Here is a 23,041-nt window from a genome sequence, read left to right as displayed (position 1 = left end):
TTTATTCATGAGCTCAGCGCCAGTCGAAACTACTAGCTGGGAGTCGTATAAGCGGCTTTTAGGCTATACCCGAAAACATTGGAAAATCTTTCTATTTGCTGTTTTCGGCTTCATTTTGAATGCGCAAACCGAATGGGCTGCGGCGCAATTATTGAAGTACATCATTACCGCGATTCAAGACCAAGATCAGGCCTCGAAAAATATGTTTCCGGTGCTGATTATCACGCTATTTCTTGTGCGTGGTATTGGTAGCTTTATTGGCACCTATTATATGTCTCTGATTTCTCGCAATATTGTCTATGCATTGCGGATTGAGTTGTTTGATCGCCTGATGACGTTGCCGGCACGCTATTATAACGAAAACTCAGCGGGGCATATTTCTGCCAAGCTCATGTACAACGTTGAGCAAGTCACAGCCGCAGCCACGGATGCGCTAAAAACGATTGTGCGCGAGGGCGCGGTTGTCATCGGCTTATTCGGCTATTTGTTTTACACCAACTGGAAGTTGTCGTTATCGCTGCTGGTGGTTGGGCCATTTGCTGCCATGCTAGTTCGCGTGGCAAGTAAGCGTTTCCGCAAGCTCGCGGTGCGCATGCAAAATGCCATGGGTAATCTTAACCATATCGCGCAAGAGGCCATTAACGGCTTCCTCGTGGTGAAGACGTATGGCGGCGAAGACTTCGAGCGTAATCGCTTCGACAAAGCTTCGCGTGAGAACCTCAAACAAGGCATGAAAATTGTCGTCACCAGCGCCATCAATACACCAGTAATACAGCTGCTGATGGCCGTGGCTCTGGCCGGCGTGATTTGGGTGGCCTTGCAGCCAGGCATCACTGGGCAGACTTCACCAGGTGAGTTTGTCGCCTATATTACGGCAGCAGGCCTGATGGCTAAGCCGATCAAATCACTGACTGAAGTCAATGAAAAGCTGCAACGCGGTATCTCTGCAGCGCAGTCAATTTTCGATGTCATTGATGAGACACCTGAGCCTACTGGCGGTACTCGCGCCATTACGCGCTTAAAGGGCGAAGTAGAGTTCCGCAATTTGCGCTTTGCTTATGAGCCAGGTAATCCTGTGCTGCATGACTTTTCTTTGAAAGTCGCGCCAGGTCAGACGGTCGCTATTGTTGGTCGCTCGGGTTCGGGCAAGACAACGCTAGTAAATTTGCTGCCGCGTTTTCACGATGCCGAAGCTGGCGAGCTGCTTATTGATGGCTTCCCGATTGACGACTATCCCGTGGGTGAGTTGCGCAAACAGATTGCCACGGTTAGCCAAAAGGTCATTTTGTTCGATGACACAGTGGCGAATAACATCGCCTATGGTGCCTACCGTCACTTGCCGCGCGAAACCATTGTGGCAGCAGCGAAAACGGCCTTTGCCGATGACTTTATTCGTGAGCTACCGCAGGGTTACGACACTCGCATTGGCCAAGATGGCATGCAGCTTTCCGGTGGTCAGCGCCAGCGTTTAGCGATTGCTCGTGCGTTGATTAAAGATGCGCCTATCTTGATTTTGGACGAAGCCACGAGCGCGCTCGATAACGAGTCTGAGTTCTATATTCAGGCCGCTCTTGAGCGCGTCATGGAAGGCCGCACGACGCTGGTGATCGCCCATCGTTTATCGACTATTGAAAACGCCGATGTCATTGTTGTGATGGATCAAGGCCGCATTATTGAGCAAGGCAATCATGCCGAGCTACTAGCCAAAGCTGGCGCTTACGCGCAATTGCATAGCCGCCATTTTAGTGAGGATGACGATGGCCGCATGGCCTGAACGTTGGCATCAGGGGCATTTCTTGCTGCGCTTGCTATTGCCACTGTCGTGGCTATTTAGCTGGCTTGCCGCGCGACGAAAACGCGCCTATGCCTCAGGCAAAAAGCCAACGTGGCGCGCCCCCGTGCCTATCATCGTGGTGGGTAATATCAGCGTTGGTGGCACCGGTAAAACACCATTAACACAAGCTATTGTGCAGCAGTTACAGGTCGCAGGCTGGCGCCCAGGCATCATTAGTCGTGGCTATGGTGGCAGCTGTGAGTACCCTTGCGAAGTGAGCACACAAGCGACACCAGCTAAAGTTGGCGACGAGCCTTTGCTGCTGGCGCGTGCCAGTGGCGTACCGGTAGTTGTTGATCCTGTGCGTAGTCGCGGCGCCGCATTTTTACTGGCGCATCACCCCGAATGTGATGTGATTATTTCTGATGATGGCCTGCAGCATTACGCCCTTGAGCGCGATATTGAAATTGCCGTGATCGATGGTAAACGTGGCTTAGGTTCGGGCTGGGCATTGCCGGCCGGACCTTTACGTGAGCCTGTAGCGCGGTTAAATGAAGTCGATTTTGTCGTGCTCAATGGTTCATGGCACTTAACCACGCCGGTGCCGGAAAATGCCTACACCATGGTGCTTGAGCCACAGCCTTGGCTGCCAGTTTGCCTTGAGCAGGCCAATCAAACACCACCACTGAAAGGCCCGGTGCATGCGATTGCGGGTATTGGTCATCCGCCACGATTTTTTGAATTGCTCGCAAGCCTTGGCTATGGCCCTGAGCCACACTCGTTCCCTGATCATTACGCTTACCGTGCCGAAGATCTGCGTTTTGAGCCGCTACTGCCACTGGTCATGACCGAAAAAGATGCAGTGAAGTGTGCGCAATTTGCACCGCCAAATAGCTGGTATGTGCCGGTTCAAGCTATGCTGCCAGATGTATTTTGGCAGGAGTTATTGGCGCGTTTGGCAGAAAAAAAGGCTGCTCAGCCCAACATCATGTGAATTAAAAATAGATTGGATATTGCTCATGCTAGATAAAAAACTGCTCGCACTATTGGCTTGCCCACTCTGCAAAGGGCCATTAATTCATCAGCAAGATGAGCTGATTTGTCGTGCCGATGCACTGGCGTTTCCAGTGCGTGATGGCATCCCTGTGATGCTTGAAGGTGAGGCGCGAGCGCTGACCTTAGAGGAATCTTTGCCTGAGCATGGCGCGCGCTAAGCGCTGGCAATTGATCATTTGAGCTTCGACTGAGAGGACAAAGCTGATGAGTTTTCGTGTTGTTATTCCCGCCCGTTTTGGCTCTAGCCGACTGCCTGGAAAACCCCTACTCGACATCGCAGGCAAGCCCATGGTGGTGCATGTCTATGAGCGAGCCTTACTCAGCGCCGCGACCGATGTGGTGGTTGCCACCGACGATCAGCGTATTGCCGATGCGCTGCGCGCCTACGATGCACCAGTAGTGATGACACGTGCTGATCATCCTTCCGGCACTGATCGTCTGCAAGAAGTCGCCGAGCAGCTCGGTTGGCAGCCCGATGACATCGTGGTCAATGTGCAGGGCGATGAGCCCTTAATTCCGCCCAGTGTGATTAACCAAGTGGCTGATAATCTGGCCGAGGCCTCTGAGGCGGGCATGGCAACATTGGCTGAGCCCTTGCACGATATTGAGCAATTATTTAACCCCAATATCGTTAAGCTCGTGCGTGATGTAAATAACTTTGCCCTGTATTTCAGCCGTGCTCCAATGCCGTGGGCGCGAGATGCTTTTGCGCTAAACCGTGAGCAGCTGCCACCCGAAGCCTTATCGTTATATTTGCGCCACCTTGGTATTTACGCCTATCGCGTCGGCTTTTTGCATGACTATGTGTCGTGGCCGCCGGCGCTGATTGAGCAGGTAGAGTCATTGGAGCAGTTGCGCGCCCTGTATCAAGGTGTGCGTATCCATGTTGATGTCGCCCATGCCTCATTGCCACCAGGTGTGGATACTCAAGCTGATCTTGACCGAGTGCGCGCTATTTTGGCGGGCTCAGGTGCTGCTGGGGCAATGGCATGAAGCTGGTAGAACGAGAGGCAAGTGATTTAGCCGCGCCGACAGCCAGCTATACAGAATCTGCTACGCGCGTGCTCTTTGTTTGTCTCGGCAATATATGTCGCTCACCAACCGCTGAGGCCGTATTTCGTCAGCGCGCCTCACAAGCTGGCTGGGATGCTCTCCTACAAGCAGATTCGGCAGGCACGGCAGATTGGCACACGGGGAAGTCTCCTGACCCACGCAGCCAACGTCATGGCGCTGAGCGTGGCTATGATTTATCGCCGCTGCGTGCGCGTCAGGTCAGCTGGCATGACTTCGATGAGTTTGATCATATCCTCGCGATGGATGATAAAAACTTCGTCGACTTGCAAACGCTAGAGCGCGAAGCTGCACATCATTTAGGCCATGAACCGCGTGCTGTTTTGGCTAAACTCATGGACTTTGCACCGGATCTACTGAGTAATGTGCCTGACCCATACACTGGCGGTCCTAAAGGCTTCGACGAAGTTATTGACCTAGTGGAAGCCGCCTGCGATGGCCTTTTGCGCAGCGTGCTAAAGGCGCGTGGCGTGCTTGGTTGCGGCTGCTAATGAGCACTGCTATTCGCGAGAATGTTGATTTGCAGGCGTTTAATACGCTAGGTCTAAGAGCTCGCGCCGCTCATTTTGTCGAACTCACCAATGAAGCCGATCTTGCTCCACTGCTAGCGCGGGCCAAGGCCGAAGCATGGCCCGTGCAGCTATTGGGTGGCGGCAGCAATATTGTTTTCGCAGGCGATGTATCGGGCTTGACCATCCGCTTAAGTTTGCGCGGCATTCGCCTCATCAGCGATAGCCAAGCTGGCGCTAAGATAGTGGCTGAAGATTGCGTCATTATTGAGGCGGCTGCCGGTGAGTCATGGCATGAATTCACGCAATACACCTTGGCCCAAGGTTGGGCAGGTTTAGAAAACCTTTCCTTGATTCCAGGCTCAGTCGGTGCGGCGCCGGTGCAAAATATCGGCGCTTATGGGGTTGAGGTTGCCGATGTCATGCACTCATTACGTGCTTATGATCGTGAGCAAGGGCGGGTAGTAGAGCTGTCGGCTGCAGACTGTGGCTTTGCTTATCGAGACAGTATTTTTAAGTCGCAACAGCCTGGGCGCTACGTGATTTTATCGGTGCGATTTGCTTTGTCTGCCAAGCGCCCGCTGGTGTTGGGCTATGGCGATATTCAAACGGCGTTAGCAACGGCTGGAGTACAAGAGCCGAGCGCTATTGATGTTGCGCAAGCAGTTATTCGAATTCGCCAGGCGAAGCTGCCTGACCCCGCTGTGCTCGGTAATGCCGGCAGCTTTTTCAAAAACCCGTTGGTGCCCAGTGCTCAGATTGAGCAGCTACAGGCGCACTTTCCGGGCTTGGCCGCATATCCTGCGCAGCTAAGCACGCCGGGATGGCAAAAGGTTGCTGCTGGCTGGCTGATCGAGCAGGCGGGCTGGAAAGGTTATCGCCGTGGCTCGGTGGCCGTGCATGAACGCCAAGCCTTGGTGCTGGTGCATCATGGCGGAGGCAATGGTGCTGAGCTATTGGCCTTGGCCGCTGACATTGTCGCCAGCGTGCAGGCGCGCTATGGCATTCATCTAGAGCAGGAACCGGTGTTGATGGGCGGCTAAGCGGCCGACGTTATCGTCAACGTGGTAATGCTAAAGACAAATTCACAGCCATAAAAATGCCCCGATTACGGGGCATTTTTATGATCTGAGATTACCGCTCTGGCGTTAGCCTTCTGAGGGTGTCTCAGTGGCTTTTGCTTCGGCTTTCAGGCGTGCTTCTTGCTCGCGCTGTAAGCGGCGGCGCACGCGAGGATCATTGCTGGCACGACGCTCAGCTTTCTCGCCTTTGCTTTCGCTAGGAGTTTCTACAACGGCGGCTTCAGGAGCAGCAGCTTCAGTAGCCTCACTTTGCACTTCAGTAGTTTCTGCTGGTGCTTCAGCGGCCGCTTCAACGACTGCTTTCGGTGCTGCTTCTGGGCTTGGCTCAGCCGTTGCTTCAGCTGCGACGAACGCAGCAGGTTCAGGGCTAGCTTCAGTTGCGGCAGCTTTTTTCGCTATCTCTGCTTCTGCTTCTGGCGCAGCTTTTGGGGCTTCTGTTGCAACAACAGTTGCTTCAGGAGCAGCCGACTCGGCAGGCGCAGTGTCGGCAGTTACGACGACTTCCGCCGTAGTGCTTGTGGCGACTTCAGCAACGGCAGATTCAGTCGCTGCAGTAGCGTCAGCAGACTCAGTTACTGTAGCAGCTGCTTCAATATCAGCGACCTCGGCAACAGGCTGCTTAACAGCGGCTGACTCAGCTTTCGTTGGTTCAGCGACAGCTGCCGTAGTCGTTTCAGCACTGTTTGCTGCAATAACCGGTGCCTCATTAGTGGTAGCGCTATTTTGCGCAGCCTCATTTGAAGTTGCTGCAACTGTTGCCGCAGTAACGCCAGCAGCAGTTTTGGCTGCTAATTCTTCAGGTACGGGCAGGCCGGCATCAACTAGTACTTGCGGATCGCGCTCGCGTGGTCCGCGTTGGCGGCGCGAAGGATGGCGATTGCGACGGCGGCGCTCTCCGCCCTCTGCATTAGCAGCGGCTGGAGCGATGTTGCCATCGACACTTGCTGTAGCTGCGGTATCGGCTTGAACTGCTTCAGCGGCAACTTCACGATTAGCTTCTTTCGCTGCTTCACGATTTGGGTCGCGAGGCGGGCGTGGTGCACGTGGTGGGCGCGGCGGACGAGGTGGGCGCGGAGTTTGCTCGGTACCCTCCGCTGCATCACGGCGTTCGCCACGAGCAGGGCGGCCGCCGTTGCTATTACCATTGCCATTGCTGCCGTTGTCATTAGTGGAGCTATCGGTTTGTGGACGACCACCAGCGGCTTGCAGTTCGTTATTTTGGCGACGCTCAGGCTGACGACCACGGCCTTGGCCACGCCCACCGCGTTGACCGCCATTGTTGTTGCGGTTTTGATTAGAACGATTTTCAGGAACTACGGGCTCAGGCTCGGGCTTGATGCCAAATAGCGTGCTGAAAAAGGTTTTTAGCCAGATCAAAAAGCTAACATTGTTTGCTACTGGCGCAATGGTATTTGCCTTGGCAGCCGGTGCAGCGGTAGCGCGCGCTTCGCGAGGCGCTTGCTGAGTAGGTGCTTGTGTCACTGGCGTGACATTACGCACGGCAGCGACCTGACGTTTCGGCGATTCGCCATCAACAGCTTCCAGTACAACCTCAAGCGCTGGCGCTTCAATACGCTCAACGAGTTTGAAGCTTGGGCCGTCGTCATCGTTTTCTTCGACTTGGTCATCGCGCAGACGAGAAACTTCGTAGTGCGGTGTGTCCATGTGCGGATTAGGCAAAATCAAGATGCGAACTTTGCTGCGTAGTTCCAGCTCAGCCAAGGTTTGACGTTTTTCATTGAGCAGGAAGGTGGCGACCGATACTGGAACGGAAGCGTTGATTTGCGCGGTACGTTCTTTCAGCACTTCTTCTTCGATCAAACGCATGATCGACAACGCTAGTGAACGCACATCACGAACCATGCCTGTGCCATTACAGCGTGGGCAGACTAAGCCTGTGGACTCTTCTAGCGATGGACGTAGGCGTTGGCGCGAAAGTTCGAGCAGGCCAAACTTCGAGATACGACCCATTTGAATACGGGCGCGATCCATCGTTAATGCTTCACGCAGGCGCTCTTCAACCATGCGCTGATGCTTTGGCGGCGTCATGTCGATGAAATCGATAACTACCAAGCCGCCGCTATCACGCAGGCGCAGCTGACGCGCGACTTCGTCGGCAGCTTCTAAGTTGGTGTTAAGAGCGGTTTCTTCGATGTCACTGCCTTTAGTGGCGCGCGCCGAGTTGATGTCGATAGACACCAAAGCTTCAGTTGGGTCGATAACAATCGAGCCACCCGATGGCAATTTTACTTCGCGTTGGAAGGCAGTCTCAATTTGGCTCTCGATTTGGTAGCGATTAAACAGCGGCACCGAATCTTTATAGAGTTTAATTTTGTTCTGATAATGCGGCATGACTTGCTGCACAAAGCTCATGGCTTCGTTATAAGCCGCTTCGTTATCGATCAATACGTCGTTGATGTCTTGGCGCAGATAGTCACGCACAGCACGAATAATGACGTTAGATTCTTGATAAATCAGGAACGGTGAGGGCTTTTCCGTGCTCGCTTGGTTGATGGAGTTCCATAGCGTGAGCAGATAATCCAAGTCCCATTGCAGCTCTTCAGCGCTGCGGCCAAGGCCAGCAGTACGGACGATCACGCCCATATCATTAGGGATGGTGATGGAGTTCAGCGCGTCTTTCAGTTCTTGACGCTCTTCACCTTCGATACGACGCGAGATGCCGCCGGCGCGAGGGTTATTAGGCATGACCACTAAGTAGCGGCCAGCTAGCGAGATAAACGTGGAAAGTGCTGCGCCTTTATTGCCTCGTTCTTCTTTTTCTACTTGAACGATGACTTCTTGGCCTTCCTGCAACGCTTCTTTGATGCTGATGCGGCCGCCGGCTTCCTTTGGCGACTTGTTGAAGTATTCACGAGCAACTTCTTTTAATGGCAAAAAGCCGTGGCGATCGCCGCCGAAGTCGACAAATGCTGCTTCTAAGCTAGGCTCAACGCGAGTTACGCGGCCTTTATAAATGCTGGCTTTTTTCTGTACGCGGCCACGGTGTTCGAGGTCGAAATCATAGAGGCGTTGGCCATCTACCATTGCCACCCGAATTTCTTCGTCGTGTGTGGCGTTAATTAACATGCGTTTCATGTGCGGCTACCCTAAGGGTTATAGGCCGTCTGAGAAAACGCAGGCAGGTGCACGGCAACAGAACAACACCATGAATACATGGGTCATTAAGGTTAACTTTTACCGGCCGATCGGGCTAGCTCAAGTCATTGATTCTGTTGTTGGTCATCCGGGTCAGGTACAGGGTGTCTGCACGGAGCTGGGAGACGCGGTTCCATGTCCGTGGACATGGGCCGAAAACAATTCCTGCCTGTGCTACATCTATATGACGGCACTAGGCTGTGTTGTTGGTAAGCGCGTATCGTCAACGCTTACCGGTACTTTGGTGTTACGGCTAGCCGGAGGAGGTGCATGGGTCGGTGGTCAACACTGGGGTTAATACCTCTCAGTAGACCAAGCTCGTGTGCGATTCCCGCCGGACAGCGTCGCTTTGCTTTATACTTCCGCCACCATTTTGCTAAACCCGATGCTTTTGGGCATAAACTGGCAAAATGAGGGTCTTAAATTGCTAAGCGACTCGCTAATATAGCAGTCATCCCCGTGTGCTGCTAGATAAGCGCACCAAATTATCCACAGGCTTGTTCATGCACGCACCCGATAGCTCCGATACACCCGCCGTTAGTTACATCACAGTGGATGCCGCTTATGCCGGCCAACGCCTCGACAACTTTTTGATGACGGCGCTGAAAGGCACGCCACGCACACTTATTTATCGCATCGTGCGTAAAGGTGAGGTGCGCGTTAATAAAGGCCGTATTAAGCCTGATTACCGTGTTGAGGCAGGCGATATCATTCGCGTGCCACCGATTCGCATGAGCGAAGAGGCGCCAGCGCACAGGCCATCGACTGGTTTGCAAAAGCTGCTGGAGCAGCGTTTGGTTTTTGATGAAGACCATCTGATGGTGATCAATAAGCCGGCGGGCCTAGCCGTACATGGCGGCAGTGGTATTTCTGTGGGCCTAATTGAAGCGCTGCGCACCATGCGCCCTGAGCAGGCCGGCAGCCTTGAGCTGGTGCATAGGCTCGATCGCGATACTTCAGGCTTGATCATGGTTACTGGTCATCGACCTTTATTGCGCGCACTTCATGCTCAGCTGCGCGATGGTCAAATGGACAAGCGCTATGTGGCACTGCTTAGCGGTCGTCTGCAGGGCACAACGCACCGCGTTGAAGCGCCGCTATTAAAGGTCGAGCGTCCAGGTGGCGAAGCGATCGTGCGCGTATCGCGTGAAGGCAAGGCGGCGATTACCGTGTTTACGGTGCTGGAGCGTTATAAAGACGCGACGCTGGTCGAAGCTCATTTGCTCACCGGCCGTACTCACCAGATTCGTGTTCATGCTCAGCATTTAGGTCATGCACTCGTTGGTGATACCAAATATGGCCGCGATGCAGATAATGAGCGCTTTAAAGCCAAAGGCTTGTCGCGACTGTTTTTGCATGCTCGCGACCTGAAGCTGACGCTGCCATCTGGCAAGCGTTTGGTGCTATCGGCTGAGCCCGATGACGACTTCGAAAAAGGTTTGGCGGTGTTGCGCCGTGCCTAAGTTTGACCTAGTGATTTTCGACTGGGATGGCACGGTGATGGACTCTGTGGCGCAGATTGTCAGCAGCATTCAAGCTTCTGCGCGCGATCTTGGTGTCGATGTACCTAGCGAGGCAGCGGCGAAAGATATTATTGGCTTGGGCTTGCCCGAGGCCATGCGCGTGCTGTTTCCGACAGTAAGCGAGGCGGCACGCGAAGCATTACGTCAGCAATATGCCACGCATTTTGTCGCCAGCAATAATAAGCAAACTAAGCCGTTTGCTGGCGCTGAAGCAATGCTGCAAGGCCTGCGAGCTCAGGAGCTAACGCTTGCTGTGGCCACAGGTAAAAGTCGCAAGGGCTTGGATCGCGTAATGGCCGATACTGGCTGGGCACATTATTTTAAAGCCACACGTTGTGCTGATGAGACGCTGTCTAAGCCTGATCCGCGCATGCTCAACGAGCTGTTGAGCGAGCTGAGTGTGCCGGTGCAGCGCGCCATCATGGTCGGCGATACAACCTATGACTTGGCCATGGCGGAGTCGATTGGCATGGCCTCGGTTGGCGTCACCTATGGCGTGCACAGCGCCGAGCGGCTATTGGCTCACCAGCCTTTGACGCTCTGCCACTCGCTGCCCGAGTTGGCGACCTATTTGCAGCAAACGATTAATCAGTGAGGGTGTGTCATGGCGGAATGGGGCAATGGTCGCGGTCCGCGCGACTGGGCATTGGTTGAGCGCTTTCTTTTAGAAGATTTGAACGATAGACGGCGCGCTAAACGCTGGCAGTGGATTCGTCGCGGCTTATTTATTGTCGTGGTGGCGCTATTTGCCTATCGCACTATTGGCTCCATGGGTGCCGAAAGCTTTGGCGCACATACCGCCGTCATCACTATTGATGGCGCGATTGCGGCAGATATGCCGGCCAATGCCGATAGCCTGATCGAAGCGCTCGATAGCGCCTTCAGCGCGACTGAGGCCAAGGCCGTGGTCTTGCGCATCAATAGCCCTGGCGGCAGCCCTGTGCAGGCCGATGAGGTCTATCGTGAGATTCGTCGCCAGCGCTTAATCCATCCTGATAAGCCACTATACGCAGTGATTAGCGATATGGGTGCGTCGGGTGCTTATTACATCGCGGTGGCGGCCGATAAGATCTACGTCAATCCATCCAGCTTGGTGGGATCGATCGGCGTCATCATGCCTGGCTTTGGCGTGCCTGAGCTACTGCAGAAACTTGGTGTTGAGGATCGTACTTTGGCTGCAGGTGCACACAAAAATCTGCTTAGCCCTAGCAAGCCCGTGAATGAGATTGAGCAGGCGCATGTGCAGGGCGTGTTGGATGCCGTGCATAGGCAATTTATTGCTGCTGTGAAAGCAGGCCGTGGTGAGCGCTTAAAGGTCAACGACGATACCTTCTCGGGTTACTTCTGGAGCGGCGATCAAGCCATCACGCTAGGTCTGGCGGATGACATCGGTTCCTTGCACTCGGTGGCGCGTGATGTGGTGAAAGCTGAGACGTTGGTGGACTACACCTTGATGCCTAATCCCGTTGATTCAGTGCTGCGCCGTTTGGGTGCTGTGGTTGGCCAAGAGTTCGCTACGAGCCTGCGTCAAACCCTAGGTTTGGAAGCAAGTCGCGTTACGCTTAAATAAGCCACAAATGCAGCAATAGTCCTTTGACAGGGGCGGGGTGAATCCGTATTATCCCGCCCCTATGTCAGACAGCACAATTCCACACATCATCGAACCAGGCAAATGGGCCGATCGCGCAGCAGTGCTCGATGTCGCCATGCCATTAGCGCGTTTTACGCGCTTGCTTGATGGCGCCTTAAGTACAGATGGTGAAGTGACAGTGCATGTCGCGTTTGCTCGCGATGCGCGGCATTTTCCGGTGTTAGCGGGTCGCTTAGAGACCACGCTTTCGTTAGAATGCCAGCGCTGCTTGCAGGCCGTTAATGTGCCGATATCGGCACAAGTAAATGTGTTTATGCTGAACGATGACGAGGAAGTTGAGCGTTTATCGGAAGCTGAAGATTTTGTTCTAGCAGACAATGGTGAACTAGATTTCCCAGAGCTGCTGGAAGATGAACTGATCTTGGCTTTGCCATTAGTGGCAAACCATGAGGACTGTGAGCCAGCAGTGCCGTTAGTTGACGACACCGTAGCCGAGCCCGAAACGTTGAGAGAGAACCCATTTCATGTCTTAGCGAGCTTGAAAAAGCACTAAGACGCGAAGTGACACCAAAGTGAGACTGCTGCAGTTAAGCAACAGTCGTGAGTAAAATGCCGGAGTAAACCATGGCCGTTCAACAGAACCGTAAAAGCCGTTCACGTCGTGACATGCGTCGTTCGCATGATGCCTTGAATGGCCCAACCCTGAGCGTCGATCAGACCACTGGTGAATTACACCGTCGTCATCACGTCACCAAAGATGGCTTCTATCGCGGTCATCAGCTCTTTGGCGTAAAAGACGAAGCATAAGACGCAGTAATCTATGTCGATTACGCTGGCGGTTGATGTAATGGGAGGCGACTTCGGTGCCTCCGTTACTGTGCCAGCGGCGTTAAAAATAGCCGCCATTGCCCCCGACGTGAGTTTTTTGTTGGTGGGTGATGAAGCGGCTATTTTGCCATTTCTGGAAAAAACTCCAGATGCTCTGCGCAAGCGCATGAGCATTGTGCACACCAGCGAATTTGTCACCATGGACGATAAAGTCTCGGTGGCGCTGCGTCAGAAAAAGCGCTCTTCCATGCGCTTGGCTGCTGAAGCCGTTCGTGATGGCCACGCTCAGGCTTGTATCTCTGCGGGCAATACCGGCGCGCTCATGGCAGTTAGCCGTTTTGTGCTAAAAACCCACCCTGCAATAGACCGCCCAGCCATCATGACGGCCCTGCCAACGCAGCGTGGTCATGTTCATATGCTTGATCTCGGCGCCAATATTGATTCTGAACCTGCGCATTTGCTGCAGTTTGCTCGTATGGGCTCGCTTGTGGCGGGCGCGCTCGATGGCCATGCCAGTCCGCGCGTGGCACTGCTTAATATTGGCGAAGAAGAAATCAAGGGCAACGACCTCATCAAGCAGACGCATGAGCTGCTGCGTAACTCCGGTCTAAATTACATCGGCTATATCGAAGGCGATGGTGTTTTCCGTGGTGAGGCAGAAGTGGTTGTCTGCGATGGTTTCGTTGGCAATATCGCGCTGAAAAGTTCTGAGGGTGTGGCGAAAATGATCGCCGCCATGATTAAAGTGCAGATTAACCGTAATTGGCTGACCAAAATCTTAGGCGCTTTGGCTTATCCCATTTGGCGTGGCTTGAAGTCACAAATGGACCCCGGTCGCTATAATGGTGCCAGCCTCGTTGGCCTCAATGGCATTGTCATCAAAAGCCATGGTAGCGCCGATATCTCCTCCTTTGCGCATGCGCTTGAAGTCGCTATGTTAGAAGTGCGCAAAGATATTCCCGGCCTCATCTCGCGACGCTTTAGCGAAGCCGAGAGCAGCGCCGCTAGCGAATAGTAATAACTCATCTATTCATATAAAAAGGACCAACTATGACGACGACTGCATGGGTATTCCCAGGTCAAGGCTCGCAAAGCATTGGCATGCTTGCTGATTTAGCCGCTAGTTATCCCATTATTGAAGCGACCTTTGCTGAAGCTTCAGCCGCCTTGGGTAAAGACCTGTGGGCATTGGCGCAAAACGGCCCTGAGGCCGAAATGAACGCCACTGAAAACACTCAGCCCTTATTGCTCGCCGCAGGTATTGCCGTTTGGCGTGCGTGGAAACAAGCGGGCGGCCCTGCACCAGACTATTTAGCCGGTCATTCTTTGGGCGAATACACCGCACTGGTTGCCGCCGAGGTGATCTCACTGGCCGATGGTGTGCGCCTAGTCGCCGAGCGTGGCCGCTTGATGCAAGATGCCGTACCTGCAGGTGAAGGTGCGATGGCTGCGATTTTAGGCCTCGATAATGAGCAAGTCATTGCCGCCTGCAAAGTCGCTGCCGATGGCGACGTCGTTGCCGCGGTGAACTTTAATGCGCCCGGCCAAGTGGTTATTGCCGGCAGTGCCGCAGCGGTTGATCGTGCCATTATTGAGTGCAAAGCAGCTGGCGCTAAGCGTGCCTTGCCGCTATCGGTGAGTGCGCCGTCGCATTGTGCCTTGATGCGCCCTGCGGCAGACGAGCTAGCTAAGTGCTTCTACGCACTGACATTTAACAAATCGGTCATCCCTGTGGTGCAAAATGTTTCGGCAAAAGTGGCCAGCGATACAGCGACGCTTCAGGCGGCATTGGTCGAGCAGCTCTATAGTCCCGTGCGTTGGGTTGAGTGCGTTGAGCATCTGAGTGCCTTAGGCGTAACGCAAATGTTCGAAAGTGGCCCGGGCAAAGTCCTCACGGGCTTGAATAAGCGTATTGATAAAAATATGACTCATTGGTCACTAGATTCAACCGAAGGTATGACTGCTGCGTTAGAATCACTTTGCTAAGCTAAGACGATCGGCTTGAAAGTTGTTTTTGAGCCAGAGGATTAAATATGAGTGAGTCAGAAAAAGTAGCGCTAGTCACTGGCGCTACACGTGGCATAGGTCGAGCAATTGCTTTAGCCCTTGGTCAACAAGGTCATACTGTCGTTGGCACTGCGACCACAGCCGAAGGTGCTGAGCGCATTAGCGCTGCATTTGCTGAGGCTGGCGTAAAAGGCAAAGGCGTCGTGCTCAATGTTGCTGATGCTGAATCTATTGATCAGACCATTGCCGTGATTAACGCCGAATTTGGTGCACCACAGATCGTGGTCAATAACGCCGGTATCACCCGCGATAACCTCATGCTGCGCATGAAGGCCGATGAGTGGGATGACGTTATCAATACTAATTTATCGGCGATTTTTCGCGTTACCAAGGCATGCCTTAAAGGTATGACCAAGGCGCGTTGGGGCCGCATTATTAATATCAGCTCGGTGGTTGGTTCCATGGGTAACCCTGGACAGGCAAACTATGCCGCTGCAAAAGCTGGGCTTGAAGGCTTTAGCCGTGCCTTGGCTGCTGAGATTGCTTCGCGCAACATCACGGTCAATTCCATTGCACCAGGCTTTATTGAAACAGATATGACTCAGGCTTTGCCGGAGGCGCAACGCGAGTTGTTACTCAAGCAAGTGCCGGCAGGTCGTTTAGGGCAACCGGAAGATATCGCCTCCGCGGTCGCGTTTTTGGCCTCAGATGCGGCGTCTTATATCACTGGAACCACGCTGCACGTCAACGGCGGCATGTACATGGCTTAACATAAGGCCATGAAATTCCTACATAAGTTGACTGAAACAACTACTTACGGTTTGACGGCAGGCTGTTCTTGCCAGCTACAAGTCGCTTCACTAGACTTAGTCGCGACTTGTCGGCCTAACCGACATCACAGGAGATAAACGTGAGCACAATCGAAGAACGCGTCAAAAAAATCGTTGCCGAACAACTGGGTGTTAAGTTGGAAGAAGTAACTAACGAAGCTTCATTTGTCGATGATTTGGGCGCTGACTCGCTGGACACCGTTGAATTGGTGATGGCGTTGGAAGAAGAATTTGAAACAGAAATCCCCGATGAAGATGCTGAGAAAATCAGCACCGTGCAAACGGCCATTGACTATGTTACTGCGCACAGCAAGCAGTAAGTAGTTTGTGTAAAAAGCCGCAGTAGCGTTTGCGCTCCTGCGGCTTTTTCGTGTCAGAGAGTGGAGAAATACATGGCAAAGCGTCGCGTAGTGGTCACAGGTTTGGGCATGCTTACCGGCCTTGGCGCCAGTGTAGAGTCGACCTGGCAGGGCATTAAAGCCGGTCAAAGCGGTATACGCACGGTCACGGATTTTGATTGCAGCGCTTTGACTACTCAGTTTGCCAGTCAAGTGCCTGATTTTATTGTCGATGATTATATGCCTGCGAAAGAAGCGCGGCGCATCGATGGCTTTATTCAGTATGGCCTCGCAGCAGGCTGTCAGGCCATGAAAGACTCTGGTCTTGAGATTACAGAGGCTAATTGCGACCGTGTTGGTGTCGTGTTGGGCTCGGGTATTGGTGGTTTAAACACTATTACATCTACCCATACGAATTTACTTGAGGGTGGCCCACGCAAAGTGTCGCCATTTTTTGTGCCTGGCTCCATCGTCAATATGGCAGCGGGCATGTTGGCTATTCGCTTTGGTCTTAAAGGGCCAAATCTTGCGATCGCGACAGCCTGCACGACTGGTACTCACAGCATTGGCATGGCGGCACGCATGATTGCCTATGGCGATGCCGATGCCGTGCTTGCTGGTGGTGCTGAGAAGGCCGTTAGTTTATTGGGTTTGGCGGGCTTTGCTGCACCGCGCGCGCTATCGACTCGCAACGATGACCCTGCAGCTGCCAGTCGGCCATTTGACCGCGACCGTGATGGCTTTGTCATGGGCGACGGCGCTGGCGTGGTGATGCTCGAGCTGCTAGAGCATGCACAAGCTCGTGGCGCCAGAATTTACGCTGAGCTTGTGGGTTTTGGCATGAGCGAAGATGCCTTTCACATGACTTCCCCCGTTGAAAATGGTGCCGGTGCAGCAGCGGCCATGCGTAATGCGTTAAAAGATGCTGGGCTGAATCCTGAGCAAGTGGACTATATCAATGCGCATGGCACTTCAACTTCAGCCGGCGATGTCGCTGAGTCGCTTGCCATTGAACAAGTGTTTGGCGACCACGCTACAAAACTGGCAGTAAGCTCGACGAAATCGATGACTGGGCATTTGCTCGGTGCAGCCGGTGGCGTAGAGGCGATTTTCAGTGTCTTGGCGATACGTGACCAGATCGTGCCGCCAACCATCAACCTCGATAATGTCGACCCACAATGCCGTCTCGACTATGTGCCGAATACCGCGCGTGAGCAGCGTGTCGATGTCGTGGTATCGAACTCTTTTGGCTTTGGTGGCACCAATGCCTCGTTGGTGTTTCGGCGTCTGTGACGCAGCTAACGGTGAGCGTCTGGCGCGGCGCTGAGCAGCTCGATGCCATCGCCAGCGATGATCGCAGCCTGCGCTATGGCGATGGCCTGTTTGAGACCGTACGAGTCTTGGCAGGCAGGCCAGTGCTCATGGAGCAGCATTGGGCGCGCCTTAGCGTAGGCTGCGAGCGTTTAGGCCTGCCAGATGAGTCCATTTGGCGAGCCCATGTAACGTCATTTTTAGCTAATCGCCACCATGGCATCTTGCGAATTCAAGTCAGCGCCGGCTCCGGCGGCCGTGGCTATGCTCGCCCTAGCATCTGCCAGCCAGTATTGATATTGCATTGGTTCGATGAGCCGATGCCGCCACGCGATTGGGCGGAACAGGGCATTTGCATGTCTGAGGCTAGTCTACGATTGGCCGAGCAGCCAGCGTTGGCGGGCATTAAACACAGCAATCGACTCGAGCAAGTGTTGCTACGGCAAGAGCTCAGCGCTACGCCTGAATGCCAAGAAGCCGTGGTATATGACCAGTCTGGGCGCGTTATCGAAGGCGTGTTTAGCAACCTATTTTTTGTCCGCGATGGTGAATTACACACGCCAGCGTTGGGCCGATGTGGCGTGCGTGGGGTACTTCGTGATGCCTTGCTTGATGCTTGCTCAGAGCATGGTATCGCCGCAGTTGTTGGGGATTTTACGCGCGCAGACTTACTCAGCGCCGACGCCATTTTCTTCGTTAATAGCGTCAATGGTTTGTGGCCGGTACGGCGTTGGTTATCAGGACAAGAGCAGCTCATACCCGTTGGTTCGAGCAATGAAAGCGCCACTAGCCACGATAAGGCTTGGCGAATCGATGCAATCACCCGACAATGCCAAGACATCATTGCCCCGTGGTTTGCTAACGCATGAGTACACTCGCTGCCCCAAAAAAGCCGATTCGTAAACGCCGCTGGTTGTTAATGGCTGTTTTGGTCGTGCTCGCTATTATTGCCTATCGCATTTTTCTGCAATCGGTCACCTTGCCCACCGAAGGTGTGAAGCTGCGCGTGGCGCGAGGCAGTCACTGGCAGCAAGTCGCAACTCAGCTCAGCGATCAAGGCATTATTCACAGCCAATGGTCCTTGCGAGCCTATCTGTTTTTACGACCCGGCGAAGAAGTTTTGCTGCCGGGCGTATTTAACTTTCGCCCACCAATGACGCTTGAGCAGCTGGTGTCACGGCTATCGCAGGCTCCCGATGGCACGCCGGCGATGCTGGTGATCGAGGGCACGCGTTACAGCGACTTGCTGGCGACTATTGCCGCACGCGATGACGTGCGCCATGGCGTTGCCGAAATGACAGACGAGCAGGTATTGGCGGCCATAGGCGCAGAGGAGTCACATCCCGAAGGTTTGTTTGCACCTGATACCTATGTGATGGATGACGACTCTCGCGATATCGATATTTTGCGCCGACTATACCTGCGTCAAAAACGTATTTTGGCGGCAGAGTGGGCTGCGCGCGCGCCTGACTTGCCCTATAAAACGCCTTATGAAGCGTTAATCATGGCGTCGATTATTGAAAAAGAAACCTCGCGCAATGATGAGCGCGCGCGAGTAGCCGGCGTTTTTGTACGACGTATGAGAATTGGTATGCGCCTGCAAACCGACCCCACCGTGATCTATGGCATGGGTGAGGCTTTTCGCGGCAATATCTCGCGCAAAGACCTGCGTGCAGCCACCGACTACAACACCTATCGCATTGATGGTTTGCCACCGAGCCCGATTGCTTTGCCGAGTCGCGCATCGATTCATGCCGCGATGCATCCTGCCGAGAGCGATGCGATCTTCTTTGTTGCCGATGGCAAGGGCCGTCATATTTTTTCCGCGACGCTAAAAGAGCATAACAACGCGGTGAATAAGTATCAGCGTCAATGAGTAAGCATCATTCGTGGCCACGTTTCATCACCCTAGAGGGCGGTGAGGGCGTCGGCAAAAGCACCAATCTTGCCGCGATGGCTGAGCTGCTGCGCGCAACAGGCCGTGAACTAGTGGTCACACGTGAACCCGGCGGTACGCCATTGGCGGAAACTATTCGCGAATTACTACTGGCACCCCGCGATGAAAAAGTCGCGCCCGACGCCGAGCTACTATTGCTCTTTGCCGGTCGCGCACAGCATTGGCAGCAAGTGATTTTGCCGGCATTGCAGCGTGGCGCTTGGGTGCTCTGCGATCGCTTTTTAGATGCTACTTATGCTTATCAAGGCGGTGGCCGCGGTCTTGATGTAGGGTTGATCGATAGCCTCTCTGAACTCGTGCTAAAGGCTCAAGGCCCGGCACTCACCTTACTGCTCGATGTTGATGTTGCCACTGGCATGAGCCGCGCCAGTGAGCGCGCGGCACTTGATCGCTTCGAGCAAGAACAGCTGAGTTTTTTTGAGCGCGTGCGAGCTAGCTATTTGGCACGTGCTGAGGCCGAGCCTGAGCGTATGAAACGCATTGATGCAGGCCAAGCATTGGCCGCCGTGCAGCGTGATGTTGCCAGTGTCCTATCGGCCCATATTGCCCATTGTGAGATTCACCATGTTGACTGATGTATATCCCTGGCAGCAGGGTATTTGGGCCTCGCTTAATCGTTTGTTGAATGCCGAGCGCCTGCCGCATGCCATGCTCTTTGCTGCTCCAGCAGGCACTGGTAAACGCCGTCTAGCCGATGCCTTTGCTGCGCGTATGTTGTGTCAAACGCCATCGCTTGATGCGGCTTGCGGCCAATGCCGAGGTTGCCAGCTCTTAGCCGCTGGCACACATCCAGACTATTACGTGCTAAGCCCTGAGACCGATGGCGATAAAGTCAGCAAAGTTATCAAGATTGATCAGGCGCGCGCTGTTGTCAGCTTTGCTTCGCAAACGGCGCAAATGCAGGGTTATCGCGTCATCATCATTGATCCTGCTGATGCGCTGAACACCTCATCGGCCAATGCCATGTTGAAAACCTTGGAAGAGCCCGGTCAGCGCTGCGTATTTTTGCTGCTGACTGATCAGCCCACGGCCTTACTAGCGACTATCCGTAGCCGCTGCCAGCTGCTGCCGTTGAGCTTGCCTGACGAAGAAGATGCGCTAGCGTGGTTGCGTCCGCAGCTGAGTGTGCCGGCGATGGCCGAGACATTATTGGGTTTAGCACGTGGTGCGCCATTGGCGGCCTTGGCCTTGAGTGAGTCACCATGGTTTGTTCAGCGCCAGCCTATTCTCGACGCCTTGCTGGCGGTGGGCAGTGGCGCTGAGCAGCCATTAACTGCGGCTCAGCAGTTCACTAAAGTGAACCCGATTGAGCAAATCACCGCCTGGCAAAGCCTGCTCGATGACGCCGTGCAGCAGGGCTTAGCGCCAGAGTTGCCGGTGCGCCATAGCGATCTGCCATCGCTGCAAAAGCTCGCTGAAATCAATGCGCAATGCTTGCTAGAAACACTGTGGCAGGCCGTGGAAGCACGCCGCTTGCTCGATGACACCAACGTTGCTGCCGCCACTATTCTCGATAATCTTTGGTTGCATTGGGCGCGTGCAACTCGTCAAGGAGGCCATCATGTTCGTTGATAGTCATTGCCATTTAGACATGCTCAAACTCGACCGCCACGATGGCTCGTTGGCGCGCGCGCTGGATGCCGCTCGTGCTCGCGGCGTTGAGCATTTTCTCTGCGTGAGTGTGGAAACCGAGAAGTTTAGCGACCTGTGTGCGATTGCCGATCAGCATGCTGATGTGTCTCTGAGTATTGGCGTGCATCCGTGTCATACCGACGCGCATGCGCCTAGCGTGACTGAGTTGCTAAAGCTCGCACAGCATCCGCGTGTGGTCGCCATTGGCGAGACTGGCCTGGACTATTTTCACGATGCCAGCACACGCGAACAGCAGCAGGCTCTATTTTCTACGCATATTGAAGTCGCTCGCCAGACCGCTAAACCTTTGATTATTCATACCCGTTCATCGCGTGATGATGTGCTGGCACAAATGCGCCGCGAAGGTGCAGAGCGTGCGGTGATGCATTGTTTTACTGAAGACTGGGCGACCGCCGAGGCAGCGCTGGACTTGGGCTATTACATCTCGATTTCAGGCATTGTGACTTTTAATAAAGCGCTGGAATTGAAAGAAGTGGCTAAGCGCATTCCGCTCGATCGCTTGCTGATTGAAACTGACGCGCCGTATTTGGCACCTACGCCTAATCGCGGCAAGCCAAACGAGCCGGCGTACTTACCAGATACTGCCGCTCATATTGCTGAACTGCGTGGCTTGAGTGTGGAGGCGTTGGCTGAAGCAACCACAGAGAACTTCAAACGCTTATTTGGTCTGAAGTCGCTCTCACCCTTGGTACTAGCACCAAGGTCCATGGCAGACTAAACTCCTGTCTTCATAGATTATTTGCCCGACTACGAGGGAATATGGATCTCTCGTTGACACAAGGAGCTGGCATGAGTGACTTAGCCAAAGCCACGCAAAAAGCGCGCGAATTTCGTCAGCGTGAACAAGACATTCTCGATTGTGCACAAGCGCTATTCATTGAGCATGGCGAAGATAAAGTCACGGTAGAAATGATTGCCGACAAAGTGGGTATTGGCAAAGGCACTATCTATAAGCATTTCGAAACAAAAAACGAAATCTATGTGTTGTTAATGATCCGCTATGAAGATGAGTTGGCGGACATGTTCGCTCGCATCGACATGACCGAAGACAAGCAAACTTTGGTGCGCGAATATTTCACTTTTCGCGTGAAGGATGCCGACAAATACTTATTGTTTGAGCGCCTAGAAAGCAAACTAGTAGCCGATGGCGCTGTGCCTACCATGCTAGAGAAATTGCATGCTATCCGTTCGTCAAACGTGGATACGCTGTATGCCATGGTGGAAGGGCAAATTAAGGCGGGTAAGCTCGCCGATGTGCCACCGTCTTGGCATATCGCTGCGGCATGGGCCTTAGCTCATGGCGCATCTGCCTTAACTAAGTCGGGCTTTTACACGCAATTTATTGGTGAAAAAGAGCCATTTCTAGACTTTTTGCTTAATGTGGCTGTCCGCATGGGTAATAAACAAGTTTTGGGTAAAAAGCCAAAGCATTGATTTTTAATCGCTTTGCTTGCAATTAAAGAGTATTTCGTCGGTCGGCAGGTTGACCGTTAAAGCATCACACTGCAAGATACCGAGCCTTTCGAGAGCAGTCTGTGCGCGCTGCGCGCCTTTTCTCGTCATGTTCATCATTCGTTTAAATCGTTAAATAGCTGAGGATTCCATGAAGGTTCTTGTCGCTGTCAAACGCGTTGTCGATTACAACGTCAAAGTTCGCGTGAAAGCGGATAACTCCGGCGTGGAGCTGGCCAATGTCAAAATGGCCATGAACCCGTTCTGTGAGATCGCGGTAGAAGAAGCTGTTCGTCTGAAAGAGAAAGGCATCGCTACTGAAATTATTGCGGTCACTGTTGGTCCACAAGCTGCGCAAGAACAACTGCGTACTGCTCTGGCCCTAGGTGCCGACCGTGCCATTCTGGTGCTAACCGATGACGTCGCTGAGCCGCTGGCTATCGCGAAAATTCTGAAAGGAATTTGCGATGAAGAGCAGCCTGGTTTGGTTGTTTTAGGTAAGCAAGCCATCGATGGTGATAACAACCAAACTGGCCAAATGCTGGCTGCGTTGGCTGGTTTTGCCCAAGGCACATTTGCTTCAGTCGTAGAAGTCGCTGGCGATAAAGCCAAAGTGACTCGCGAAATCGACGGTGGTTTGCAAACCGTTGAGCTGACATTGCCTGCGGTAATTACTACCGACTTGCGTTTGAACGAGCCACGCTATGCGTCGCTGCCAAACATCATGAAAGCAAAGAAAAAGCAGCTGGATACGAAAGCACCTGGTGACTACGGTGTCGATACCACGCCACGTTTGAAAACAGTAAAAGTGAATGCCCCTGCTGAGCGTAGCGCTGGCATCAAGGTGAAAACTGTTGAAGAGCTGGTCGATAAACTGAAAAACGAAGCGAAGGTGATCTAATC

At 53.5% G+C, this 23,041-nt stretch carries 24 protein-coding genes; 23 read left to right on the top strand and 1 reads right to left on the bottom strand.

Features of this window, described 5'->3' with window-relative positions; genetic code table 11:
- The first annotated feature begins 7 nt into the window (after positions 1 to 7).
- Genes msbA through murB form a run of 6 tightly spaced genes read left to right on the top strand, consistent with a single transcriptional unit; the run spans position 8 to position 5,453 of the window.
- Positions 8 to 1,774, top strand: a complete 1,767-nt coding sequence (gene msbA / locus ACFQ0F_RS06225) for a lipid A export permease/ATP-binding protein MsbA (protein ID WP_340675057.1) — start codon at positions 8 to 10, stop codon at positions 1,772 to 1,774.
- The gene (gene lpxK, locus ACFQ0F_RS06220) at positions 1,758 to 2,768 is read left to right on the top strand and encodes a tetraacyldisaccharide 4'-kinase (RefSeq protein WP_340675056.1); all 1,011 of its coding nucleotides are present in this window, start codon (positions 1,758 to 1,760) and stop codon (positions 2,766 to 2,768) included. Before msbA ends, lpxK begins: the two co-directional genes overlap by 17 nt.
- Positions 2,769 to 2,793: 25 nt before the next feature.
- A complete protein-coding gene (locus ACFQ0F_RS06215; protein ID WP_340675055.1) occupies positions 2,794 to 2,988 on the top strand; it encodes a Trm112 family protein in 195 nt (64 codons plus the stop codon).
- A 46-nt stretch (positions 2,989 to 3,034) separates the two neighbouring features.
- Positions 3,035 to 3,823 (top strand): 3-deoxy-manno-octulosonate cytidylyltransferase, encoded by a 789-nt coding sequence (kdsB, locus tag ACFQ0F_RS06210; protein WP_340675054.1) that lies wholly within the window; start codon positions 3,035 to 3,037, stop codon positions 3,821 to 3,823.
- On the top strand, positions 3,820 to 4,392 hold the full coding sequence (locus ACFQ0F_RS06205) for a low molecular weight protein-tyrosine-phosphatase (protein ID WP_379070240.1): 573 nt from the start codon (positions 3,820 to 3,822) through the stop codon (positions 4,390 to 4,392). The genes kdsB and ACFQ0F_RS06205 overlap by 4 nt, the downstream gene beginning before the upstream one ends.
- Complete coding sequence (murB, locus tag ACFQ0F_RS06200) at positions 4,392 to 5,453, top strand: UDP-N-acetylmuramate dehydrogenase (RefSeq protein WP_379070237.1); 1,062 nt, start codon at positions 4,392 to 4,394, stop codon at positions 5,451 to 5,453. Before ACFQ0F_RS06205 ends, murB begins: the two co-directional genes overlap by 1 nt.
- Before the next feature lie 105 nt (positions 5,454 to 5,558).
- Here murB and ACFQ0F_RS06195 read toward each other — a convergent pair whose 3' ends face one another.
- Entirely contained in the window at positions 5,559 to 8,588 is a 3,030-nt protein-coding gene (locus tag ACFQ0F_RS06195) for an Rne/Rng family ribonuclease (RefSeq protein ID WP_379070234.1), read from the bottom strand.
- A gap of 563 nt (positions 8,589 to 9,151) precedes the next feature.
- Between ACFQ0F_RS06195 and ACFQ0F_RS06190 the strand changes: the two genes are divergently transcribed.
- From ACFQ0F_RS06190 to ACFQ0F_RS06110, 17 genes are all read left to right on the top strand, one after another.
- Complete coding sequence (locus ACFQ0F_RS06190; RefSeq protein ID WP_340675049.1) at positions 9,152 to 10,111, top strand: RluA family pseudouridine synthase; 960 nt, start codon at positions 9,152 to 9,154, stop codon at positions 10,109 to 10,111.
- Complete coding sequence (locus ACFQ0F_RS06185) at positions 10,104 to 10,766, top strand: HAD family hydrolase (RefSeq protein WP_379070230.1); 663 nt, start codon at positions 10,104 to 10,106, stop codon at positions 10,764 to 10,766. The genes ACFQ0F_RS06190 and ACFQ0F_RS06185 overlap by 8 nt, the downstream gene beginning before the upstream one ends.
- A 9-nt stretch (positions 10,767 to 10,775) precedes the next feature.
- Positions 10,776 to 11,741, top strand: coding sequence for a signal peptide peptidase SppA (sppA, locus tag ACFQ0F_RS06180; protein WP_340675047.1), 966 nt, complete (start codon positions 10,776 to 10,778; stop codon positions 11,739 to 11,741).
- A 61-nt stretch (positions 11,742 to 11,802) separates the two neighbouring features.
- Positions 11,803 to 12,315, top strand: a complete 513-nt coding sequence (locus tag ACFQ0F_RS06175; protein ID WP_340675046.1) for a YceD family protein — start codon at positions 11,803 to 11,805, stop codon at positions 12,313 to 12,315.
- A gap of 71 nt (positions 12,316 to 12,386) precedes the next feature.
- Complete coding sequence (rpmF, locus tag ACFQ0F_RS06170) at positions 12,387 to 12,569, top strand: 50S ribosomal protein L32 (protein ID WP_340675045.1); 183 nt, start codon at positions 12,387 to 12,389, stop codon at positions 12,567 to 12,569.
- A 13-nt stretch (positions 12,570 to 12,582) separates the two neighbouring features.
- The gene (gene plsX / locus ACFQ0F_RS06165; protein WP_340675044.1) at positions 12,583 to 13,605 is read left to right on the top strand and encodes a phosphate acyltransferase PlsX; all 1,023 of its coding nucleotides are present in this window, start codon (positions 12,583 to 12,585) and stop codon (positions 13,603 to 13,605) included.
- A 35-nt stretch (positions 13,606 to 13,640) separates the two neighbouring features.
- Entirely contained in the window at positions 13,641 to 14,576 is a 936-nt protein-coding gene (fabD, locus tag ACFQ0F_RS06160) for an ACP S-malonyltransferase (RefSeq protein ID WP_379070223.1), read from the top strand.
- 47 nt (positions 14,577 to 14,623) lie between these two features.
- Positions 14,624 to 15,367, top strand: a complete 744-nt coding sequence (fabG, locus tag ACFQ0F_RS06155) for a 3-oxoacyl-ACP reductase FabG (protein ID WP_379070220.1) — start codon at positions 14,624 to 14,626, stop codon at positions 15,365 to 15,367.
- A 140-nt stretch (positions 15,368 to 15,507) separates the two neighbouring features.
- Positions 15,508 to 15,747 (top strand): acyl carrier protein, encoded by a 240-nt coding sequence (gene acpP / locus ACFQ0F_RS06150; RefSeq protein ID WP_340675041.1) that lies wholly within the window; start codon positions 15,508 to 15,510, stop codon positions 15,745 to 15,747.
- A gap of 72 nt (positions 15,748 to 15,819) precedes the next feature.
- Entirely contained in the window at positions 15,820 to 17,058 is a 1,239-nt protein-coding gene (gene fabF, locus ACFQ0F_RS06145) for a beta-ketoacyl-ACP synthase II (protein ID WP_340675040.1), read from the top strand.
- Positions 17,055 to 17,945, top strand: a complete 891-nt coding sequence (pabC, locus tag ACFQ0F_RS06140) for an aminodeoxychorismate lyase (protein WP_379070216.1) — start codon at positions 17,055 to 17,057, stop codon at positions 17,943 to 17,945. The genes fabF and pabC overlap by 4 nt, the downstream gene beginning before the upstream one ends.
- Complete coding sequence (mltG, locus tag ACFQ0F_RS06135) at positions 17,942 to 18,952, top strand: endolytic transglycosylase MltG (RefSeq protein WP_379070213.1); 1,011 nt, start codon at positions 17,942 to 17,944, stop codon at positions 18,950 to 18,952. Before pabC ends, mltG begins: the two co-directional genes overlap by 4 nt.
- Entirely contained in the window at positions 18,949 to 19,608 is a 660-nt protein-coding gene (gene tmk / locus ACFQ0F_RS06130) for a dTMP kinase (RefSeq protein ID WP_379070210.1), read from the top strand. The genes mltG and tmk overlap by 4 nt, the downstream gene beginning before the upstream one ends.
- Positions 19,598 to 20,605 (top strand): DNA polymerase III subunit delta', encoded by a 1,008-nt coding sequence (locus ACFQ0F_RS06125; RefSeq protein WP_379070207.1) that lies wholly within the window; start codon positions 19,598 to 19,600, stop codon positions 20,603 to 20,605. The genes tmk and ACFQ0F_RS06125 overlap by 11 nt, the downstream gene beginning before the upstream one ends.
- Positions 20,595 to 21,404 (top strand): TatD family hydrolase, encoded by an 810-nt coding sequence (locus ACFQ0F_RS06120; RefSeq protein ID WP_379070204.1) that lies wholly within the window; start codon positions 20,595 to 20,597, stop codon positions 21,402 to 21,404. The genes ACFQ0F_RS06125 and ACFQ0F_RS06120 overlap by 11 nt, the downstream gene beginning before the upstream one ends.
- Before the next feature lie 71 nt (positions 21,405 to 21,475).
- The gene (locus ACFQ0F_RS06115; RefSeq protein ID WP_340675034.1) at positions 21,476 to 22,120 is read left to right on the top strand and encodes a TetR/AcrR family transcriptional regulator; all 645 of its coding nucleotides are present in this window, start codon (positions 21,476 to 21,478) and stop codon (positions 22,118 to 22,120) included.
- Positions 22,121 to 22,289: 169 nt separating this feature from the next.
- Complete coding sequence (locus ACFQ0F_RS06110; RefSeq protein WP_340675033.1) at positions 22,290 to 23,039, top strand: electron transfer flavoprotein subunit beta/FixA family protein; 750 nt, start codon at positions 22,290 to 22,292, stop codon at positions 23,037 to 23,039.
- Positions 23,040 to 23,041: the final 2 nt, after the last annotated feature.

The sequence above is a fragment of the Paraperlucidibaca wandonensis genome, from assembly GCF_042677145.1.
Classification (GTDB): domain Bacteria; phylum Pseudomonadota; class Gammaproteobacteria; order Pseudomonadales; family Moraxellaceae; genus Perlucidibaca; species Perlucidibaca wandonensis.
The sequence above is the reverse complement of the archived record's forward strand: the minus strand, read 5'-3'. Positions and strand labels throughout refer to the sequence as shown.

What these genes read in the sequence shown, in the direction of transcription:
- msbA (WP_340675057.1), top strand. Translation starts at nt 8, where the DNA reads ATGAGCTCAGCGCCAGTCGAAACTACTAGCTGGGAGTCGTATAAGCGG.
- lpxK (WP_340675056.1), top strand. Translation starts at nt 1,758, where the DNA reads ATGGCCGCATGGCCTGAACGTTGGCATCAGGGGCATTTCTTGCTGCGC.
- ACFQ0F_RS06215 (WP_340675055.1), top strand. Translation starts at nt 2,794, where the DNA reads ATGCTAGATAAAAAACTGCTCGCACTATTGGCTTGCCCACTCTGCAAA.
- kdsB (WP_340675054.1), top strand. Translation starts at nt 3,035, where the DNA reads ATGAGTTTTCGTGTTGTTATTCCCGCCCGTTTTGGCTCTAGCCGACTG.
- ACFQ0F_RS06205 (WP_379070240.1), top strand. Translation starts at nt 3,820, where the DNA reads ATGAAGCTGGTAGAACGAGAGGCAAGTGATTTAGCCGCGCCGACAGCC.
- murB (WP_379070237.1), top strand. Translation starts at nt 4,392, where the DNA reads ATGAGCACTGCTATTCGCGAGAATGTTGATTTGCAGGCGTTTAATACG.
- ACFQ0F_RS06195 (WP_379070234.1), bottom strand. Translation starts at nt 8,588, where the DNA reads ATGAAACGCATGTTAATTAACGCCACACACGACGAAGAAATTCGGGTG.
- ACFQ0F_RS06190 (WP_340675049.1), top strand. Translation starts at nt 9,152, where the DNA reads ATGCACGCACCCGATAGCTCCGATACACCCGCCGTTAGTTACATCACA.
- sppA (WP_340675047.1), top strand. Translation starts at nt 10,776, where the DNA reads ATGGCGGAATGGGGCAATGGTCGCGGTCCGCGCGACTGGGCATTGGTT.
- ACFQ0F_RS06175 (WP_340675046.1), top strand. Translation starts at nt 11,803, where the DNA reads ATGTCAGACAGCACAATTCCACACATCATCGAACCAGGCAAATGGGCC.
- rpmF (WP_340675045.1), top strand. Translation starts at nt 12,387, where the DNA reads ATGGCCGTTCAACAGAACCGTAAAAGCCGTTCACGTCGTGACATGCGT.
- plsX (WP_340675044.1), top strand. Translation starts at nt 12,583, where the DNA reads ATGTCGATTACGCTGGCGGTTGATGTAATGGGAGGCGACTTCGGTGCC.
- fabD (WP_379070223.1), top strand. Translation starts at nt 13,641, where the DNA reads ATGACGACGACTGCATGGGTATTCCCAGGTCAAGGCTCGCAAAGCATT.
- fabG (WP_379070220.1), top strand. Translation starts at nt 14,624, where the DNA reads ATGAGTGAGTCAGAAAAAGTAGCGCTAGTCACTGGCGCTACACGTGGC.
- fabF (WP_340675040.1), top strand. Translation starts at nt 15,820, where the DNA reads ATGGCAAAGCGTCGCGTAGTGGTCACAGGTTTGGGCATGCTTACCGGC.
- mltG (WP_379070213.1), top strand. Translation starts at nt 17,942, where the DNA reads ATGAGTACACTCGCTGCCCCAAAAAAGCCGATTCGTAAACGCCGCTGG.
- tmk (WP_379070210.1), top strand. Translation starts at nt 18,949, where the DNA reads ATGAGTAAGCATCATTCGTGGCCACGTTTCATCACCCTAGAGGGCGGT.
- ACFQ0F_RS06125 (WP_379070207.1), top strand. Translation starts at nt 19,598, where the DNA reads ATGTTGACTGATGTATATCCCTGGCAGCAGGGTATTTGGGCCTCGCTT.
- ACFQ0F_RS06120 (WP_379070204.1), top strand. Translation starts at nt 20,595, where the DNA reads ATGTTCGTTGATAGTCATTGCCATTTAGACATGCTCAAACTCGACCGC.
- ACFQ0F_RS06115 (WP_340675034.1), top strand. Translation starts at nt 21,476, where the DNA reads ATGAGTGACTTAGCCAAAGCCACGCAAAAAGCGCGCGAATTTCGTCAG.
- ACFQ0F_RS06110 (WP_340675033.1), top strand. Translation starts at nt 22,290, where the DNA reads ATGAAGGTTCTTGTCGCTGTCAAACGCGTTGTCGATTACAACGTCAAA.